At 68.4% G+C, this 16,751-nt stretch carries 16 protein-coding genes; 11 read left to right on the forward strand and 5 right to left on the reverse strand.

Annotation, left to right across the window (positions count from 1 at the left end; translation table 11 throughout):
* Positions 1-146: 146 nt before the first annotated feature.
* Positions 147-1,652, reverse strand: coding sequence for an amino acid permease (locus D1832_RS04690; RefSeq protein ID WP_118912841.1), 1,506 nt, complete (start codon positions 1,650-1,652; stop codon positions 147-149).
* A 401-nt stretch (positions 1,653-2,053) separates the two neighbouring features.
* On the opposite strand from D1832_RS04690, the gene D1832_RS04695 reads away from it, so the two are divergent.
* Together D1832_RS04695 and D1832_RS04700 are read left to right on the forward strand one after the other, a co-directional pair.
* The gene (locus D1832_RS04695) at positions 2,054-3,607 is read left to right on the forward strand and encodes an MFS transporter (RefSeq protein WP_118912842.1); all 1,554 of its coding nucleotides are present in this window, start codon (positions 2,054-2,056) and stop codon (positions 3,605-3,607) included.
* A 168-nt stretch (positions 3,608-3,775) separates the two neighbouring features.
* The gene (locus tag D1832_RS04700; RefSeq protein ID WP_241510863.1) at positions 3,776-4,429 is read left to right on the forward strand and encodes a class I SAM-dependent DNA methyltransferase; all 654 of its coding nucleotides are present in this window, start codon (positions 3,776-3,778) and stop codon (positions 4,427-4,429) included.
* Positions 4,430-4,437: 8 nt separating this feature from the next.
* Here the strand turns inward: D1832_RS04700 and D1832_RS04705 are convergent, their stop codons facing one another.
* Positions 4,438-6,138: a long-chain-fatty-acid--CoA ligase gene (locus D1832_RS04705; protein ID WP_118912843.1), complete on the reverse strand. Its 1,701-nt coding sequence runs from the start codon at positions 6,136-6,138 to the stop codon at positions 4,438-4,440.
* A gap of 172 nt (positions 6,139-6,310) precedes the next feature.
* On the opposite strand from D1832_RS04705, the gene D1832_RS04710 reads away from it, so the two are divergent.
* The 6 genes from D1832_RS04710 (at position 6,311) to D1832_RS04735 (ending at position 9,623) form a co-directional block, all read left to right on the forward strand.
* Entirely contained in the window at positions 6,311-6,829 is a 519-nt protein-coding gene (locus D1832_RS04710) for an O-acetyl-ADP-ribose deacetylase (protein ID WP_118912844.1), read from the forward strand.
* A gap of 40 nt (positions 6,830-6,869) precedes the next feature.
* Positions 6,870-7,238 (forward strand): MazG nucleotide pyrophosphohydrolase domain-containing protein, encoded by a 369-nt coding sequence (locus D1832_RS04715; RefSeq protein WP_118912845.1) that lies wholly within the window; start codon positions 6,870-6,872, stop codon positions 7,236-7,238.
* Positions 7,235-7,768 carry a methylated-DNA--[protein]-cysteine S-methyltransferase gene (locus D1832_RS04720; protein WP_118912846.1) on the forward strand — a complete coding sequence of 178 codons (534 nt, stop codon included), beginning with the start codon at positions 7,235-7,237 and terminating at the stop codon, positions 7,766-7,768. Before D1832_RS04715 ends, D1832_RS04720 begins: the two co-directional genes overlap by 4 nt.
* Positions 7,769-7,844: 76 nt before the next feature.
* The gene (locus D1832_RS04725) at positions 7,845-8,360 is read left to right on the forward strand and encodes an RNA polymerase sigma factor (RefSeq protein ID WP_118912847.1); all 516 of its coding nucleotides are present in this window, start codon (positions 7,845-7,847) and stop codon (positions 8,358-8,360) included.
* Positions 8,357-8,992, forward strand: coding sequence for a methylated-DNA--[protein]-cysteine S-methyltransferase (locus tag D1832_RS04730; RefSeq protein ID WP_118912848.1), 636 nt, complete (start codon positions 8,357-8,359; stop codon positions 8,990-8,992). The genes D1832_RS04725 and D1832_RS04730 overlap by 4 nt, the downstream gene beginning before the upstream one ends.
* 109 nt (positions 8,993-9,101) lie before the next feature.
* A complete protein-coding gene (locus tag D1832_RS04735; RefSeq protein WP_118912849.1) occupies positions 9,102-9,623 on the forward strand; it encodes a DUF4240 domain-containing protein in 522 nt (173 codons plus the stop codon).
* Positions 9,624-9,775: 152 nt separating this feature from the next.
* Here D1832_RS04735 and D1832_RS04740 read toward each other — a convergent pair whose 3' ends face one another.
* Positions 9,776-10,363 carry a DinB family protein gene (locus D1832_RS04740; RefSeq protein WP_118912850.1) on the reverse strand — a complete coding sequence of 196 codons (588 nt, stop codon included), beginning with the start codon at positions 10,361-10,363 and terminating at the stop codon, positions 9,776-9,778.
* Positions 10,364-10,560: 197 nt separating this feature from the next.
* Here D1832_RS04740 and D1832_RS04745 point away from each other — a divergent pair, with 197 nt between their 5' ends.
* The 3 genes from D1832_RS04745 (at position 10,561) to crcB (ending at position 13,477) form a co-directional block, all read left to right on the forward strand.
* A complete protein-coding gene (locus D1832_RS04745; protein ID WP_118912851.1) occupies positions 10,561-12,588 on the forward strand; it encodes a PhoX family protein in 2,028 nt (675 codons plus the stop codon).
* A 107-nt stretch (positions 12,589-12,695) separates the two neighbouring features.
* Positions 12,696-13,121 carry a fluoride efflux transporter FluC gene (locus D1832_RS04750; protein ID WP_118912852.1) on the forward strand — a complete coding sequence of 142 codons (426 nt, stop codon included), beginning with the start codon at positions 12,696-12,698 and terminating at the stop codon, positions 13,119-13,121.
* The gene (gene crcB / locus D1832_RS04755; RefSeq protein WP_118912853.1) at positions 13,118-13,477 is read left to right on the forward strand and encodes a fluoride efflux transporter CrcB; all 360 of its coding nucleotides are present in this window, start codon (positions 13,118-13,120) and stop codon (positions 13,475-13,477) included. The genes D1832_RS04750 and crcB overlap by 4 nt, the downstream gene beginning before the upstream one ends.
* On the opposite strand, the gene D1832_RS04760 is transcribed toward crcB, so the two are convergent.
* Entirely contained in the window at positions 13,415-14,977 is a 1,563-nt protein-coding gene (locus D1832_RS04760) for a sensor histidine kinase (protein WP_118912854.1), read from the reverse strand. The genes crcB and D1832_RS04760 overlap by 63 nt on opposite strands.
* Complete coding sequence (locus D1832_RS04765; RefSeq protein WP_118913018.1) at positions 14,974-15,696, reverse strand: response regulator transcription factor; 723 nt, start codon at positions 15,694-15,696, stop codon at positions 14,974-14,976. Before D1832_RS04765 ends, D1832_RS04760 begins: the two co-directional genes overlap by 4 nt.
* Positions 15,697-16,751 lie beyond the last annotated feature (1,055 nt).

A 16,751-nucleotide genomic window follows, 5' to 3' on the forward strand; every position in this document is an offset into this window, starting at 1 on the left:
CAACCTTGGATCGTGAATTCCTCCATAAGCTATCCCGACGAAGTGCGACCCACCACGTCCGCAGGGGTGTGTGTGGGCCGATCGCAACCGCCCCACATGCACGAGACCCCCGCCCGAAGGCGAGGGTCTCGTGGTCACCGGAAGCGTCAGTCGTGGTTGCGCGTACGCGTGAGATCGGCCTCCAGGGGCTCGACCTTCTTCGACTTCGTGACGAGCTTGTGGCCCGCCCACACGGCCAGGAAGAGCGGCAGACCGATGTAGCTCTCGAGCAGGCCTCCCGGGTCGACGCTGCCCTTGAGGATGAGGTCGGAGTTCTGGATGACGATGACCGCAGCACACATGACGAGGGCCACGATCGGGCCGAGCGGGAACCACCTGGCTCGGAACGGCAGGTCTTCCAGGCGCCCACCCTGGGCGACGTAGGCGCGGCGGAACTTGAGGTGGCTCCATGCGATGCCGCACCACGTGATGAACCCCGCGAGACCGGACGCCGCAATGAGCCAGCTGTAGGCGTCCTCCGACAGGAGGCTGAGGCCGTAGCAGGCCACCGCGACGGCGGACGTCACGAGCAGAGCGAACATCGGCACGGAGTTCTTGTTCGTCTCGAGCAGGAACCTCGGCGCCTTGCCCGTCTGGGCGAGCGAGTAGAGCATGCGGGTCGAGACGTAGAGGCCGGACGAACCCGCCGAGAGGATCGCGGTGAGAATGACGGCGTTCATGAGGCTCGCAGCGCCCACGACGCCGGCCTTCTCGAAGATGAGCGTGAACGGCGAGGCCGTGATCTCGCCGTCGGCCGACTTCGCGAGCTTCGGGTCGGTGTACGGCAGAAGGAAGCCGATGACGATGAAAGCGCCGATGTAGAAGATGAGGATGCGGAAGAACACGGCGCGGATGGCCTTGGGGATCGTCTTCTCCGGTTCGTCGGCCTCACCCGCGGCGACACCGATCATCTCGGTGCCCTGGAAGCTGAAGCCGGCGATCATGAAGATGCCGATGAGGCCGGTGAAGCCACCGACGAACGGCGCCTCGCCCGTCGTCCAGTTCCTCGCGCCGGGCGCGTCCGTCATGATGCCGAAGATCATGAGCACGCCGACGACGAGGAAGACGAGCACGGTGATGACCTTGATCGAGGAGAAGAGGAACTCGCTCTCTCCGAAGGCCTTGACGCTGATGGCGTTGATCGTGAACAGCACGGCGAAGAACACGAGTGCCACGAGAACTTGGTTCACGTCCGGCCACCAGTAACTGACGATGATGCCGGCCGCTGCGATCTCGGCGGCCACCGTCACGGCCCAGTTGAACCAGTAGTTCCAGCCCTGTGCGAAGCCGAAGCTCGGGCTGACGAAGCGCGTGCCGTACGCCTCGAAGGAGTTGGCCAGCGGCAGGTACGTCGACATCTCGCCGAGGCTCTGCATGAGCAGCCACACCATGAAGCCGATGGCGGCGTACGCCACAAGGGCGCCGCCGGGTCCGGCCTCCATGATCGAACCGGCGGAGGCGAGGAACAGGCCGGTTCCAATGGCGCCACCGATGGCGATCATGTTGAGGTGGCGCGCCTTGAGGTCGCGGCGTAGGTCGTTGTCGCCGGCCCCGCCGGGCAGGCTCCCCTCACCTCCTGGCATCGGGGGTGGCGAATCGACGCTCGTGGACATGCTGGCTCCTGACGAAAGTGGAAATCGGCGACCCGAGGACGCGACCATGAGCCCGCGCTCTCGCGAAATCGGCCTAGAGTAACAACCGCGAGTGAAGCAGGTCACTCACCGCCACGGCCCGTGAACACCCGGAACGTCGTCGGCCGAGGAATCGGTCGCGTGATCGACCCGAAAATATGCATCGCCAATCTATGCGTGCGGCACTTCACACCACTCGCGAATTCCGTTGCCATCCTTGGGTCGCTCACGGCACCCCCTGCGAATCTCGCGGCCTCGCAGGCCATCTTGAATGGACAAGTCGCAACCGCGCCTGTTTGCTTGACGGTCGCTCAAAACGAATACTGCTCGCTATCCCAGCGCCCCGGTTCGGGTTCGTCCGCCGCGTGTGCGCAGGAGGAACGATGTCTGACGTCCGCCAAGCAGCCGGGTCCGTGGGGGACGGACCACACGGCGCACACCCCGAACTCGAGGTCGACCACGTCACCGTCGTCGAGAAGGGCCCCCTCAAGAAGGCCATCTCCGGCGCCACCATGGGCAACCTCATGGAGTGGTACGACTTCGGCATCTACGGCTACCTCGCCGCCACGATGACGAAGGTGTTCCAGCCGGAGAACACCGACCAGACCACCGGCATGATCATCACGTACGCCGTCTTCGCGGTGAGCTTCCTCGCTCGCCCCTTCGGTGGGATGTTCTTCGGGCCGCTCGGCGACAAGATCGGCCGTCAGAAGACGCTCGCCATCACGATGATCGCGATGTCGCTCGGCACCGGCCTCATCGGGCTCCTGCCGTCCTTCGCCACAGCCGGCTGGTGGGCGTTCGCAGCGCTCATCGTCCTGAAGATGGTCCAGGGCTTCTCCACCGGTGGTGAGTACTCCGGCGCGACGACCTTCGTCGCCGAGTACTCCCCCGACAAGAAGCGCGGCTACCTCGCGAGCTTCCTCGACACTGGCTCTTACCTCGGTTTCGCCATCGGTGCCGCCGTCGTGGCCGCCCTGAGCTTCGGCGTCGGCGACGACGCAATGCTCGACTGGGGTTGGCGTGTGCCGTTCCTGCTCGCTATCCCGTTCGGCCTGCTGGCTCTGTGGTTCCGAATGAAGATCGAGGAGTCCCCGACCTTCGAATCGACGCAGGCGGCCAACGCGGCCGCGGAGAAGCACGACGAGATCGACGAGTCGCAGACGCAGCTCGGCCTCATCGGCATCGTCAAGCACCACTGGCGCCCCCTGCTCATCGCGATGGCCCTGGTCGGCGCCACGAACACGGCGGGCTACTCGCTCACGTCGTACATGCCCGGGTATCTCGAGTCCAACCACGACTACACGACACTCGGCGCTGCGACCGCGACGATCCCGGCCCTCATCGCCTTGTCCCTGGCCGTCCCCTTCGTGGGGAAGCTGTCGGACAAGATCGGCCGCAAGCCGGTGTACTGGATCGCCATCATCTCCACCCTGGTGTTCACCTACCCCGCGTACCTCATGATGGAGAACAAGAGCCTCGTGTGGCTCTCGATGCTCATGCTGGCGTTCTCCGTGACGTTCTACGTCGCCATGTCGGCTTCGACGCTTCCGGCGCTGTTCCCGACGGCATCGCGTTTCGGCGGCATGGCCCTGTCGTACAACATCGCCGTCTCGCTCTTCGGCGGCACCGCCCCGACGATCAGTGAGTCCCTCGTCAAGCTGACGGGCAGCAAGGCGTCGCCGGCGCTCTACACGATGTTCTTCGCCGTCCTCGGCGGTATCGCCCTCATCGGCATGAAGGAGTCGGCGCGCAGGCCGCTGCCCGGTTCGATGCCGACGGTCGGTAGCGAGGAAGAGGCCAAGGAGCTCGTCGAGACCCAGCACGACAACCCGGATCTCGACCACGACGAGCTGCCGTTCCACGCGCACGACGTCGCGAACGCCGAAGCCGAAGGCGAGCACCTCGGCGACGGCAAGAAGCCGGCCGGCGTCTGATCGCCCACGCTTCGCCTGACGCGGGCCCGCTCACCTGTTCGGTGGGCGGGCCCGCGGCGAGTGTTCAGAGGTTTCGCGTGGCGTTGGGCTAACTCACCTGCGGCTGGGCAGTGCCCGCCTCGGCCCAACCGCACCGAAGTCTGCCCAACGCTCGCTACCCTCGCTCGCGTGACCTCAAAAGAGCACGGCGTACGGGCCGCCTACGACGACGTGGCCGACCTCTACGCCGATCACTTCCGCGCCACTGAGGCCGAGCAGCCGGTCGACGTGGCCATGATCGAGCACTTCGTCAGTCTGCTCACCAGCGCTGACGGTGCGCGCCCGCGGGTGCTCGACGCAGGCTGCGGAGCTGGCCGGATGCTGCCGCTGCTCGCCCGGTTCGGAGCCGACGTCGAGGGCGTCGACCTGTCACCGGCCATGATTCGTCGAGCGCACCGTGATCACGCGCAGTTCACCACGCACGTCGGGACGCTGACCGCGCTCCCCCACGACACTGCGTCGTTCGACGGAGCGTTCAGCTGGTACTCGACGATCCACAACCCCGACAGCGACCTGCCGACGATGCTCGCCGAGCTCGCGCGGGTGACGCGCGCCGGCGGGTGCGTCCTCGTCGCCTTCCAGGCGGGCGAGGGCGAACGCGACGCCTCGGGCGCCTACCGACAACGGGGCCACGACATCGTCCTCACTCGGTACCTGCGTACGCCGGACGACATGTCAGCTGCGCTCGAGGAGGTAGGGCTCGAGGTGATCGCACGGCTCGAGCGTCCGGCAGTCGGCGGCGAGCGCGAACCTCAGGCCGTCGTCATCGCGCGCCGCACCTGATCACCGGCTCAGCGAGCGTCGGCAGCCTTTTCCTTCTCCTCGACGAGCTTGGCCACGTCGCGGCGCTGGACCTTGCCCATCTGGTTCGTCGGCAGTTCGTCGACGACGACGAAGCGGCGGGGTGCCTTGTACGCGGTGAGTGTCTGCTTGACGTGACTGCGCAGCGCCTTCGCGTCGACATCGCTGTGCCCCTCGGCCAGCACGACGGACGCGACGACGTCCTCGCCACCGCCCGAAGCAGGCATGCCGACAACGGCAACGTCCTCGACCGACTCGTGCTGACGCAGGGCGCCCTCGACCTCGCTCGGGTACACGTTGAATCCGCCGGTGACGATCATTTCCTTGATGCGGTCGACAACCGTGAGGTAGCCGCCCTCGCCCATCTCGACGACATCGCCGGTGCGGAAGAAGCCGTCGTGGAACGCCTGACGCGTCTCCTCGGCGCGGCCGAAGTAGCCGCCGAACACCTGGGGTCCGCGCACGAGCAGTTCGCCCGGGCCCTCGGCGGGGGCGTCCTTCGTCACGTCCTCGGGGTCGGCGAGGCGGATCTCGACGTCGGGGAACGGCACTCCGATCGAGCCGGCGCGGCGGTCGGCGGAGATCGGGTTGCCGACGACGACGGGGCTCGTCTCCGTCAGACCGTAGCCCTCGATGAGGTGGCCGCCGGTGGCCTGCTCCCAACGCTCGACGAGGTCGACCGGCAGCGACATCGCACCCGACAGACCGATGCGGATGCCCTCGAGGCTCACTCCGCGCTTCTCGGCCTCCTCGATGATCTTCCCGTACAGCGGCGGAACTCCGGGAGCGAACGTCGGGGTGCGGCGCTTGATGGCCTCGACGATGAGCGGCACCTCCGGCGCCGGCAGCACGAGCAGGCACGCGCCGAGGTTGATGCCGGCGAGCACCGAGATCGTCAGGCCGTACGCGTGGAACATCGGCAGCACGACGAGGAACGTCTCGCGCCCGTCCTCGAGCTGCGCCCACGCCTTGCCCTGCAGACAGTTGGCCACGAGGTTCGCGTGCGTGAGCGGCACACCCTTCGGCGTTCCGCTCGTGCCCGAGGTGTAGAGCATGACAGCGGCGTCGTCCTTGCTCGGGCGCGGGTGCCAGATCGGCAGGTCGCCGTACGTGAGCAGGTTCTGCCAGGCCATGACGCCGTCGGGCGCGGGGCCGGTGAGCTTCTCGCGGGAGGCGCGCGCCTTCGCGACCGGCAGGCGCAGCGCGAGGCGCTTCGCGAACGGCAGCGCCTTCGTCACGTCGACGGAGATGATGGTGTCGATGTCGGTGGTCTGCGCGAGGTCGGCGATCATCGGCGTGATCTTGTCCCACGCGATGACGATGCGCGCGCCGTGATCGGCGAACGGCGCCTTGAGCTCGTCCTGGGTGTAGAGCGGGTTGTGCTGCACGGCGACGGCGCCGATGCGCATGATCGACTGCGTCGCCACGATGTTCTGGGGGCAGCCGGGAAGGAGCACGGCGACGCGGTCACCGGCTTCGACACCCATCTCGACGAGAGCCGCGGCGACGCGGTGGACGTCACGGGCGAGATCGCCGTACGAGGTCACCTGCCCCATGAAGTCGATGGCGGGGCGGTCGCTGAACTTGCGTGCGGCGCGCTCGAACTGCTCGACGAGCGTCTCGTTGCCGTAGTCGAGGTGCAGCGGCACACCCGGGGCGTAGGAACCCGCCCACACCGATTCGTTCGTCATCGTTCGCCCCTCGCTCTCACGGGGTTCTCACCCCATACGTCAACCCTGCCACGCTACCCGCGTGACGAGCCTCTCAGCGACCCTCTCCGGTGTCGCGCAGATCACCTTCGCGCACCCGCCTCGGGCAATGCACTGTTGACGACGACCGCCCCGTCTGGCGCACGATGAACCCATGGCCACACCACGCATCGAGATCACCCTGGGCGACATCACGACGGAGGACGTCGACGCCGTCGGCAACGCCGCCAATTCGAGTCTGCTCGGGGGTGGCGGTGTCGACGGAGCGATCCATGCCGCAGCCGGTCCCGACCTCCTCGCGGAGTGCAGGCGGGTGCGTGCGAGCGACTACCCGGACGGCCTCCCGACGGGCCGAGCCGTCATCACGGGCGCCGGTCGGATGCCGGCGCGTCACGTCGTTCACACGGTCGGCCCGAACCGTCACGTCGGCCAGACCGACCCGGCGCTGCTCGAGTCGTGCTTCCGCGAATCGCTGAGGGTGGCCGACGAGGCAGGCTGCCGGTCCGTCGCCTTCCCCGCCATCAGCGCCGGCGTGTACGGCTGGAACGTCCACGAGGTCGCTCGCATCGCCGTGCGTACCGTCCAGACAGCTTCGTGCGAGAACGTCGACCTCGTCCGATTCGTCCTGTTCGACAAGCGGTCCGAGGACGCCTTCCAACTCGCCCTCGGCTGACGGGGCCGGCGTTGTCGGTGCCGCGTGATTGCATGACGGCATGGAACTCGGTGAGTGGAGTGAGCGCGTCGAACGCGTGTCGGCGGGCTACGGCGACTACTACGGCGTCGAGCGCACGCCCGAGTGGACGTTGCTCAAACTCACCGAGGAGGTCGGCGAACTCGCCCAGGCGCACCTCGCGCTGAGTGGTCAGGGGCGCAACCGCGGCAAGAGCCCGGACGAGTTGCGCACCGACCTCGAGGGCGAGGTGGCCGACGTGCTCGCCATGGTGCTTGTCTTCGCCGGGCGTGCCGGAATCGACGCGGAGGTGGCACTCGAGCGGAAGTGGCTTCCGTGGGAGCGCTTCCACGCCGAGCGTGCTGCGGGCGGCGATCCGACTCCGCCCGGCGCCATCGAGGAGCGCCGATGAGCCCCTCGCGCCGGCACACCCGCATCACGACGCCGCTCGGCGATCTGCTCCTCGTCGCGAGCGCCGACGCCGTTGTCGGCGCCTACTTCGACGGCCAGAAGTACCAGCCGGAGACCGCGTGGTTCGGCGACGACGTCACGGGCACCGGCGACGACGTCCTCGCGGAGGGCTCGCGACAGCTGAGTGAGTACTTCTCCGGCGACCGCCTGACGTTCGACCTGCCGCTCGCGCCGGTGGGCACCACGTTCCAGCAGCGCGTGTGGCAGCAGTTGCTCCTCATCGAACCGGGAAGCACCTCGACGTACGGCGCCATCGCCGCAGCCCTGAGCGACGACGGTGAACTCACGCCGGGGCTCGCCCAGGGTGTGGGGCAGGCCGTGGGGCACAACCCGGTCTCCGTCGTCGTGCCGTGCCACCGCGTCGTCGGATCCGACGGTTCGCTCACCGGCTTCGCGGGTGGGCTGGAGCGCAAACGGTGGCTGCTCGCCCACGAGGAGAGCGACGAACAGCGCGCCACGCGCCTGTTCTGATCGCTCGATCCGCCATGCCGAAGATTTCTTTCCGCCGCGACCTCACACTTCGGCCCCGTCGCGCGACTACCCGGTGATGACGAACCAAGCGCTCTTCCACGAGATCGTCGAGGCCCACTCCTCGGCGGTGCTCGCCGTGTGCGCCTCGGTCCTGGGCCCCGGCCCCGACGCCGAAGACGCGTGGCAGGAGACCTTCGTCTCGGCGCTCAGGGCCTACCCCTTCGACGGGGTAGCGAACGTCGAGGCGTGGCTCGTGCGGGTCGCCGGTCGACGCTGCATCGACGTCCTGCGTGGCCGTCGGCGAGAGCAACCGATCGACGACGCCGACCTCCTCGGGGTGCTGGGTCGCGACCACGCTCCGGGCGCCGACGAGCTCGCGCTCCCGGACGAGGTGTGGGAGCACGTCGTGACGCTCACGCCGCGGCAACGGTTCGTCATCGTCCACCGGTACGTGGCGGGGTGGAGTTTCGGTGAGATTGCAGCCGAACTCGATTGCAGCCCGGCTGCTGCGCGACGCTGCGGCTCCGACGCGGTCGCCGCCCTGCGAGCTCGCCTCGTGCCGTCCGACACGCCCACCGAGGAGTCCCGATGACATCCACACCGGCAGGAACCGCTTTCGAGGAGCGCCTCGCGGCCTTCGCGCAAACCCATGACACCGAGAGGCTCGCCACCCGTCTCGCGGCGAGTGGCTCGGGCGACGTCGACATCGTCTGGTGCACTCACGACTCGCCCGTCGGCACCCTGCTGCTCGCCCTCGCGGGCGATGCCCTCGTCCGTGTGGCGTTCGAGCGCGAAGGGTTCGACGTCGTGCTCGAGAGCCTCGGTGAGCGCGTCGGACGCCGCACCCTGCGGGCCGCAGCGCCGGCCGACGATCTGCGCCGTCAGCTCGATGAGTACTTCGCGGGCGTGCGCTCGAACTTCGAGACGCGCACCGACCTGCGCCTGTCGAGCGCACCGTTCCGGCGGGAGGTACAGAGCAAGCTCGCCGACATCCCGTACGGCACCACCGCGAGTTACGCCCAGGTGGCGACGAACGCGGGGCGCCCCAAGGCGGTGCGCGCCGTCGGTTCGGCGTGCGCCACCAACCCGCTGCCCATCGTGTTGCCGTGCCACCGCGTCGTGCGCAGGGACGGCGGCTACGGCAACTACCTCGGGGGCGAGGAAGCCAAGCGTTTTCTCCTCGACCACGAGCACGCCCACGCTCCGGCCGCTGCGCGCGGTTGAAGCCGTCAGACCCAGCGATAAAGTCGAGACCGAGCTGTCACCTCACCCTCTTCCCACGAGCACGAGCGCGGTCGTAGCCTGACGAAAAGCCTCGACTCGGGAGCACACGATGGACCGGACGCAGTACTGGGAACTCATCGAACAGGCACGTGACGCCGTGCCGGACGGCGACTGCGACGAGAAGGCCGACGCCTTCGTCACCGCGCTCGCCGAGCACGGCGCCGACGAGATCGCCGACGCGTGGTTGCGCCATCGCGAACTCATGCACGACGCCTATTCGTGGGACGTCTGGGGCGCCATCTCGCTCCTGCTCGGCGGATGCAGCGACGACAGCTTCGACTACTTCCGCAGTTGGCTCATCCTCCAAAGCAGGGAAGCGTTCGACGCCGTCATCGACGATCCTGATTCGCTCGTCGATCTCGTGCCCGACGGCGAGATCGACGAGAACGCCTACGAGTGCGAGGAACTCGAAGGCGCGCCCTTCGTCGCCTACGAGGAGGTCACGGGCGAACAGATGCCGCTGCATCGCGACATCCCCGACGAACCCGACCTCGGCGAGGAGTTCGACTTCGACGACGACGAGGAGATGAAGCGTCGCTACCCACGGCTGTGGGCGCGCGTCAACGGCTGATCGCCGCGGATCAGCTTGCCGTTGCGAGCCGAACCAAGCCGTTGCGAGCCGAACCAACATGAGGAGGCGACGGGAACCGCCCGGTTCCCGTCGCCTACTCACGTTCTCGTTCGAGCGTCCACCTGCCTGTAGGGCGACGCAGCACGCTTCCGTCAGGCGCTCACGTCCTTGAGGTGATGCTCGAGGTCGTGGAGGAAGTAGACAGCCAACGTCGCGACGGTGAAGGTCGAACCGTTGTCCCGCAGACCTCGCCGACCCCACTCGTCGTCCCTGACGGCGTCCCACTGGTCGGCCGTCTGCGTCGCCTCACGGCGGTAGGCCTCGGCCACACCCTCCGGGTCGTCCTCGCCGTAGCGCGAATCGACGGCCACCGTATCCGGATCCCAGTTCGGGAACGTCGGGTCGTCCTGCGCGAGCATGAGGTCGAGGCGGCCGCGGTACAGCGCGTTGATGTCACGGACGTGGCAGGCGTACTCGAGGGGTGACCACACGTCCGGAGCCGGACGACGCGGCGCGTCGAGGCGGTCGAGCACGGCCTCCCACTTGGGGATGGTCGCGCGAACGCGCTTCCCGGTCGTCTGGACGTCGATGTCCGGCGAGAAGCCGCATTCGTCGCACCCATCGGTGACGACAGCCATCCAGCCCTTGTCGGGCGATGCGCCGTCCTCACCGTTCTGATGTGCGGATTCGGGGTCTTCGACGGGCCGCTCGGCGAGCCCGCCTTGCTGGTTTTCGTCCATGCTCGCCACCCTGCCACGACAGGCGCTCAGGTTCATGTCTTAGGCGAACCTCAGTCACGGAATGCTTTGGCGCAGTTCACCTCACGGCTGCTCTCACGTCACTTGCCGAGCGCTTGCACGCCACAGGATCGCTGCCCGTGGGCGTCTGCGGATGCCCCTGGCCCTCGCCCCATTTCCGAACGCACCAGGAGTCTCCCGTGAGCCCGAAGCTGCTTCCCCTCGTCAACACTCGTCACGGCTCGCGCAGCTACAAGACGTGTGAGTACCGCTGCGCGAACCAGTGCGACGCCCCGACGCCGAACACGTCGGAGAACGAGGAGTTCGCGACGCTCGCCCGTCGCGCCATCGCTCGCCGCTCGGTGCTCAAGGCCACGGCCGGAACGATGGTTCTCGGCGGCCTCGCGGCCTCGCCGGCCGCAGCAGGCGGCAAGGGGCACGGCCACGGCCATGGCCACCGCGGTCCGAAGAAGGTCGGAACGACGGAGTTCACCTCCGTCGCGCCCAACCGCAAGGACGACGTCGTCAACGCTCCCGAGTTCACCCATGACGTCGTCATCCGCTGGGGTGACCCGGTGACGGCACGCGCGCCCAGGTTCAACGCCTACAAGCAGACGCCGGAGGCTCAGGCCCAGCAGTTCGGCTACAACAACGACTACGTCGGTCTCATCCCGCTCGACGGCCGCCGCGCTCTGCTGTCGGTCAACCACGAGTACACCGACCCGGAGCTCATGTTCCCCGCAGGCATGGACGAGCTGACGAAGAAGAAGGTCGAGATGGCTGCCCACGGCCTCGCCGTCGTCGCCATCGAGAAGGGCCGCAAGAAGGGTTCGTGGCACACGGTCGACCCGCGCCGCTCGCGCTACAACCGTCGCGTCACGGCGTCCACGCCGCACCAGGTCGACGGCCCCGCCGCAGGCCACCCGATGCTGCGCACGAAGGCCGACCCGCGCGGCCGCACGATCCTCGGAACGTTCGCCAACTGCTCCGGTGGCACGACGCCGTGGGGTACGACCCTGCACGGTGAGGAGAACTTCCACGGCTACTTCGACGCCTCCGGTTCGCTCGACTCGACGCAGTCCGCTGCGTACGCGCGCTACGGCATCAACGGCAAGGGCAAGGGCTGGAAGGACGTCGACGAGCGCTTCGACCTGACGAAGGCCCCGAACGAGCCGAACCGCTTCGGCTGGGTCGTCGAACTCGACCCGCTCGACCCGAGCGCGCCGCCGGTCAAGCACACGATGCTGGGGCGCCTCAAGCACGAGGGCTGCAACGTCACGATCGCCGAGGACGGCCGCGTCGTCGCCTACACCGGTGACGACGAGAAGGGCGAGTACATCTACAAGTTCGTCTCTCGCGACCGCTACCGCCGCGACCGTTCGCCGCACTCGCGCCGCCACAACAAGGCGCTGCTGTCGGCCGGCACCCTCTACGTCGGTAAGTTCACCGGTGACGGCACCGCTGACGGCCTCCACGACGGCACCGGCACCTGGATCCCGCTCACGAGCGACCGAAAGTCCTACGTGCCGGGCATGAGCGTCGCCGAGGTGCTCATCCACACGCGCGTCGCCGCCGACAAGGTGGGCCCGACGAAGATGGACCGCCCCGAGGACATCGAGCCGAACCCGGTCAACGGCAAGGTCTACTGCGCGCTGACGAACAACTCCGACCGTGGCAACAAGTTCACGACGGACGAGGCGAACCCGCTCGGCACGTCGATGGTGCGCGAGTCGCTCGGTGCGCCGCTGACGGCGAAGTCGGGCAATCGCAACGGCTACGTCCTCGAAATCACCGAGAAGGGCCGTAAGACGGCGACGTCGTTCACGTGGGATCTCATGCTCATCTGCGGCGACCCGGCCGCGCAGGAGACCTACTTCGCGGGCTTCCCGAAGGAGCAGGTCAGCCCGATCTCGTGCCCGGACAACGTCGCCTTCGACGCCGAGGGCAACCTGTGGATCTCCACGGACGGCAACGTCCTCGGCTCGAACGACGGCCTCTTCCGGGTGCCCACCGAGGGCCCTGAGCGCGGACGCGTGCAGCAGTTCCTCACCGTGCCCTTCGGCGCCGAGACCTGTGGCCCGCTCGTCTCCCCCGACCAGCTGTCGGTCTTCACCGCCGTGCAGCACCCGGGTGAGACGGACGACGCCACGTTCGAGAAGCCCACGAGCACGTGGCCGCACACGGACGCCTTCCCGCGCCCGTCGGTCATCGTCTCGTACGCCAAGTGACGCAACCGATCGTCTGAGGGAGCGGCCCGAGCGCGCACGGTGCGCGTCGGGCCGCTCGTTCGTGTCCGCGCCCGCGCGTCGGCATGGACGTTCTACGCTGACCCACGATGCCCGACGACGCCCGCCCCGCCCACCGCCATCCACGCGCGGTGGCTCTCGTGGCGCTCGGTGGGGCGCTCGGCGCGGCGGCCCGCTTCGGCGTCGCCGAGGCGCTGCCCCACGCCGACGGTGACGTTGCGTGGGCGACGTTCGTCGTCAACATCGCGGGTGCCTTCGTGCTCGGTTGTCTGCTCGAAGCGCTGACCCGCAGCGGACCCGACACCGGGACACGCCGCTCCGTACGCCTCGTCCTCGGCACCGGGTTCTGTGGTGCCTTCACGACGTACAGCACCTTCGCGCACGACACCGTAACGCTCGACAGGGGCTTCGGCGTCGGGGTGGGCTGGGCCGCGCTCCAGGTGACGTGCGGTCTTCTCGCCGCCGCGTTCGGCGCCGTCGTCGGCGCTGCCGCCACCTCGAGGCGGCGGGCATGACGGCGCTTCTCGTTGCTCTGGGCGGCGCGCTCGGCGCGGTGCTGCGTTCGGTGACCGACGGCGAGATCAAGCTGCGCTCCCGCCGCACCTGGCCGATCGCCACGCTGTGCATCAACGTGGTCGGCTCGTTCGTGCTCGGCCTCGTCGCGGCACTGAACACGAGCGCTACGGTGACCGCCTTCGTCGTCACAGGGGTGTGCGGCGGGTTCACGACGTTCTCGACGGCCAGCGTCGAAGCGATCGGCTTGGTGCGCGAGCGCCGCGGCGTGATGGCTCTGGCCTACGTCCTCGCGTCAGTGCTCGTCTGCGTCTCTGCGGTTCTCGTCGGCATGGCGCTCGGGCGCGCGCTGGTCTGAGCGGGGACGCTCGTTGGGGAACCAGGCCTCGACGGTGAGGCCGTCCGGGCTCGAATCGAAAGTGAGGCGCCCGCCGACGGATTCCATGAGGGCCGTCGTGATGGCCAGACCGAGCCCCGAACTCGTCGCGCTCGTGCGGTCGCGGTTACCGAATCTCTTTCCGGGAGAGGCGGCCACAGCTTCGGGCAGGCCCGGACCGTTGTCCTCCACCCGCACCACGGCTCCACCGTCTCGCACGTCGACCGTGACACCGACGTCGGTGCCGGCCGGCGTGTGCCGCCGAGCATTGGCGACGAGGTTCGTCACGACGCGACGCACGCTCGCCTCGTCACCGACGACGACGGCGGGCTCGTCACCGGCGTGGAACGCCCACCGGTGTTCCGGCGCGAGCAGCGTGGCGTCGGAGAGTGCTTCGAGGGCGATGAACGTGACGTCGACCTCCGCGTCGTCCAGTTGACGCTCGTCCTCGACGCGCGCCAGAACGAGCAGGTCGTCAACGAGCCGGCCCATGCGCCGCCCCTCGCGTTCGATGCGCTCGAGCGACGGACGCAGCTGGTTGCCCTCCGGGGCGAGCGCCGTGATGGCCGCGAAGAGTTCATCGGCCTCGGCCGGAGTGAGTTTCTCGCCGGGCTCCAGGCGCGCAGGCCACACGTGCGACATGCTGGCGTAGTAGTCGTCGACGATCGAACCCGACAGTTCCGCGTGCGAGCGGACGACGGCGATGGGCGTCCGGAGTTCGTGACTGACGTCAGCGAGGAAGGCGCGCCGGGTGGCCTCCCCCTCGTCGCGCCGTCGCAGAGCCTCCTCGACCTGCTCGAGGAGGTTGTTGACCGAGCGAGCAACCGCATCGACCTCCTCGACACTCGATTCCCCCTCGGGGACGCGTCGGCGCACGGCGTCCGTCACCGAGCCGACCGGTGTGGCCGCCATGTCCGACGTCGTGGCCGCGATCTCCCGCAGGGGCTGCGTGAGCCGACGCGTTCCGAGGGCTCCGACGCCGGCGGCCAGGAGGCCCGCGAGAAGCCACACGACCCCTTCGAAGAGTCCCAGCTTGGCGAGGTCACGCTCGGTCGTCTCGTCGGAGGTCGCGACGAGAACCCGCCGTTCGGGTGTTACGGCGACCAGCACGCGCATCTCGTCCCGGTCGGGGAACGTGACCGAGTGAAGCCCCGGCGGCCCCTGCACGAGACGCCCGAGTTCGTCGCGATCGGCCGCAGTGACCGTGCGGTCCTCACCGACGGCCGCGATGTCGACGTCGTCGCCGGTCTGCCACAACGCGAGGCTTCCGCCCGGCAGTTCGGACGCGAGTTCTTGCACGCTCGCCTGGGGATGGGACACCGCCGTACGCAACTGCCTATCCATGGAGTCGTGCATGACCGTGCGGGTGACGAGTACCGACACGCTGGTGCCGACAGCCGTCACGAAGAGCGCCAGAAGGACGATGAGCGTGACGATGCGACGCTCGAGGGTGCGCGGCAAGAAGCTGCGCAGTGCTCTCATGCGCCCGGACGCATCGTGTACCCGATGCCCCGCACGGTGCGGATGAGCGGGAGCCCGTCGGCATCGATCTTCTTGCGCAGATACGAGATGTAGAGCTCGACGACGTGCTCGCCGCCGGCGAAGTCCTCACCCCAGACGGCCGAGAGCAGCTCTTGCTTCGAGCACACCCGACGGGCGTTCTCCGCGAGGTGGCGGGCGAGCGCGAATTCCGTGGCGGTGAGCTTGATGGGCACGCCCGCACGCTCCACCTCGAAGGTGGAGGTGTTGATGACGAGGTCGTCGACGGCGAGGTGATCGCCCTGCGCCGCTGCGGTGAGGCCGCGACGGCGCACGAGAGCCTCGGCTCGCACGATGACCTCTTCGAGGCTGAAGGGCTTCGTCAGGTAGTCGTCACCACCCAGGCGGATGCCGGCAACGCGATCGTCGACGCCGTCCCGCGCCGTGAGGAAGATGACGCCGACCTCGGGGTTGAGCGCACGCAACCGAGCGAGCACCTCGAAGCCGTCGATGTCGGGAAGACCGATGTCGAGGACGACGACATCGGGTTCGCTGATGCGGCACTTGGCGACGGCCACTTCCCCGGTGGGCGCCGACTCGGCGTCCCACCCCTGGAAGCGGAAACCCGCAGTGAGAGAGTCGACGAGCCCGGGCTCGTCGTCGACGATGAGGACACGCAGTGCTCGGCCACCCGTGAGGGGAGCTGTTTTCGGTGCGCTCATGCGTCCACAGTAGGGCGTCGCCCACCGCGCGAGGCCACCCTTGGCCGCGGCAGGTCGCATGAGAGGGAATTCTGAAAAAGTAGTTGTACGTTCAATGACGTGCCCGGGGTCGTGCTCCCGTTCCCCCCTTTGTGTGATGCGCCCCGGGCACACTCACTCTTCGCAGCGCGGCTGCGCACTGCAGGCTCGGTGTCCACAAGCAGCGCGGGAATCGCGCTCTTCGATCGGCTCGAGCGGGCCCTTCCACAGGCCGCACCACGCGACCCTTACGTGGTTGGTCAGTTCGGGCCACGCTTTTTTTCATGGACCCGAGAACCGAAACCTCCCGCCTCGTCCTGGTGAGCAGCGAGCCGGATGAACTCCGCACCAGCCCAGCGCTCCCGGACGCACGCCACGCCACCTCAGCTTGTCTGGACGACGACCTCGACTGGCACGCCCTGCTGCTCGCGGCGGGCATCCGCCAGGAGCGAGGCGACCCCCGCGAATGGCGCGCGGCACCTCGACGGGCCGGGCTCGCCTCCTCAGTCATCGACGCGATCATGACGCCCCGCGTCACCTCCGTCACGGTCGAGAACGCCGTCACGAGGTTCGTCGACCGCTTCGGTGACGGCGACCTCGACGTCCTCCGGGGCGCGATGGACGAGCTCGGAGCCGAGCGGTGGCGCACTGAGGTTCTGACGAGCCATCGGGTCGTGCTGCGCAAGGACGCCCCGTACAAGGCCGACGTCATCGCCGAGGCTGCCGAGGTGCTGCGCCACTACGACGTGTGGGCCGCCGACCACCTCGTCGAACGTGCTCGGGACGAGGTGCTGCGCGGAGCGTGGTGTGCCGTCACCGGCCAGTCGAGCGGCTTCACCTGGCGGCATCTGCTGCTGGCCGCGGGCTTGGACGATCCCCTCGTCTGTCCGCTCACGCGGCGGTTCGTCCGGCGTCACCTCGGACGGCGTGCGGCCGCCGCACCGGAGACCGAGCTCCTTGCGGTCATGACGCGGGCCGCCTGCATGCTCGGCGTCGACACGCTGGAACTCGACCACCAACTCTGGCGCGCTGCGCTC

The organism is Dermacoccus abyssi, from assembly GCF_003515945.1.
GTDB classification, from domain to species: Bacteria; Actinomycetota; Actinomycetes; order Actinomycetales; family Dermatophilaceae; genus Dermacoccus; species Dermacoccus abyssi.

Coding starts and splice junctions, on each gene's coding strand:
- D1832_RS04730 (WP_118912848.1), top strand. CDS start 8,357: ATGACATCCACACCGGCAGGAACCGCTTTCGAGGAGCGCCTCGCGGCC.
- D1832_RS04750 (WP_118912852.1), top strand. CDS start 12,696: ATGCCCGACGACGCCCGCCCCGCCCACCGCCATCCACGCGCGGTGGCT.
- D1832_RS04715 (WP_118912845.1), top strand. CDS start 6,870: ATGGAACTCGGTGAGTGGAGTGAGCGCGTCGAACGCGTGTCGGCGGGC.
- D1832_RS04760 (WP_118912854.1), bottom strand. CDS start 14,977: ATGAGAGCACTGCGCAGCTTCTTGCCGCGCACCCTCGAGCGTCGCATC.
- D1832_RS04710 (WP_118912844.1), top strand. CDS start 6,311: ATGGCCACACCACGCATCGAGATCACCCTGGGCGACATCACGACGGAG.
- D1832_RS04705 (WP_118912843.1), bottom strand. CDS start 6,138: ATGACGAACGAATCGGTGTGGGCGGGTTCCTACGCCCCGGGTGTGCCG.
- crcB (WP_118912853.1), top strand. CDS start 13,118: ATGACGGCGCTTCTCGTTGCTCTGGGCGGCGCGCTCGGCGCGGTGCTG.
- D1832_RS04740 (WP_118912850.1), bottom strand. CDS start 10,363: ATGGACGAAAACCAGCAAGGCGGGCTCGCCGAGCGGCCCGTCGAAGAC.
- D1832_RS04695 (WP_118912842.1), top strand. CDS start 2,054: ATGTCTGACGTCCGCCAAGCAGCCGGGTCCGTGGGGGACGGACCACAC.
- D1832_RS04720 (WP_118912846.1), top strand. CDS start 7,235: ATGAGCCCCTCGCGCCGGCACACCCGCATCACGACGCCGCTCGGCGAT.
- D1832_RS04765 (WP_118913018.1), bottom strand. CDS start 15,696: ATGAGCGCACCGAAAACAGCTCCCCTCACGGGTGGCCGAGCACTGCGT.
- D1832_RS04690 (WP_118912841.1), bottom strand. CDS start 1,652: ATGTCCACGAGCGTCGATTCGCCACCCCCGATGCCAGGAGGTGAGGGG.
- D1832_RS04725 (WP_118912847.1), top strand. CDS start 7,845: ATGACGAACCAAGCGCTCTTCCACGAGATCGTCGAGGCCCACTCCTCG.
- D1832_RS04735 (WP_118912849.1), top strand. CDS start 9,102: ATGGACCGGACGCAGTACTGGGAACTCATCGAACAGGCACGTGACGCC.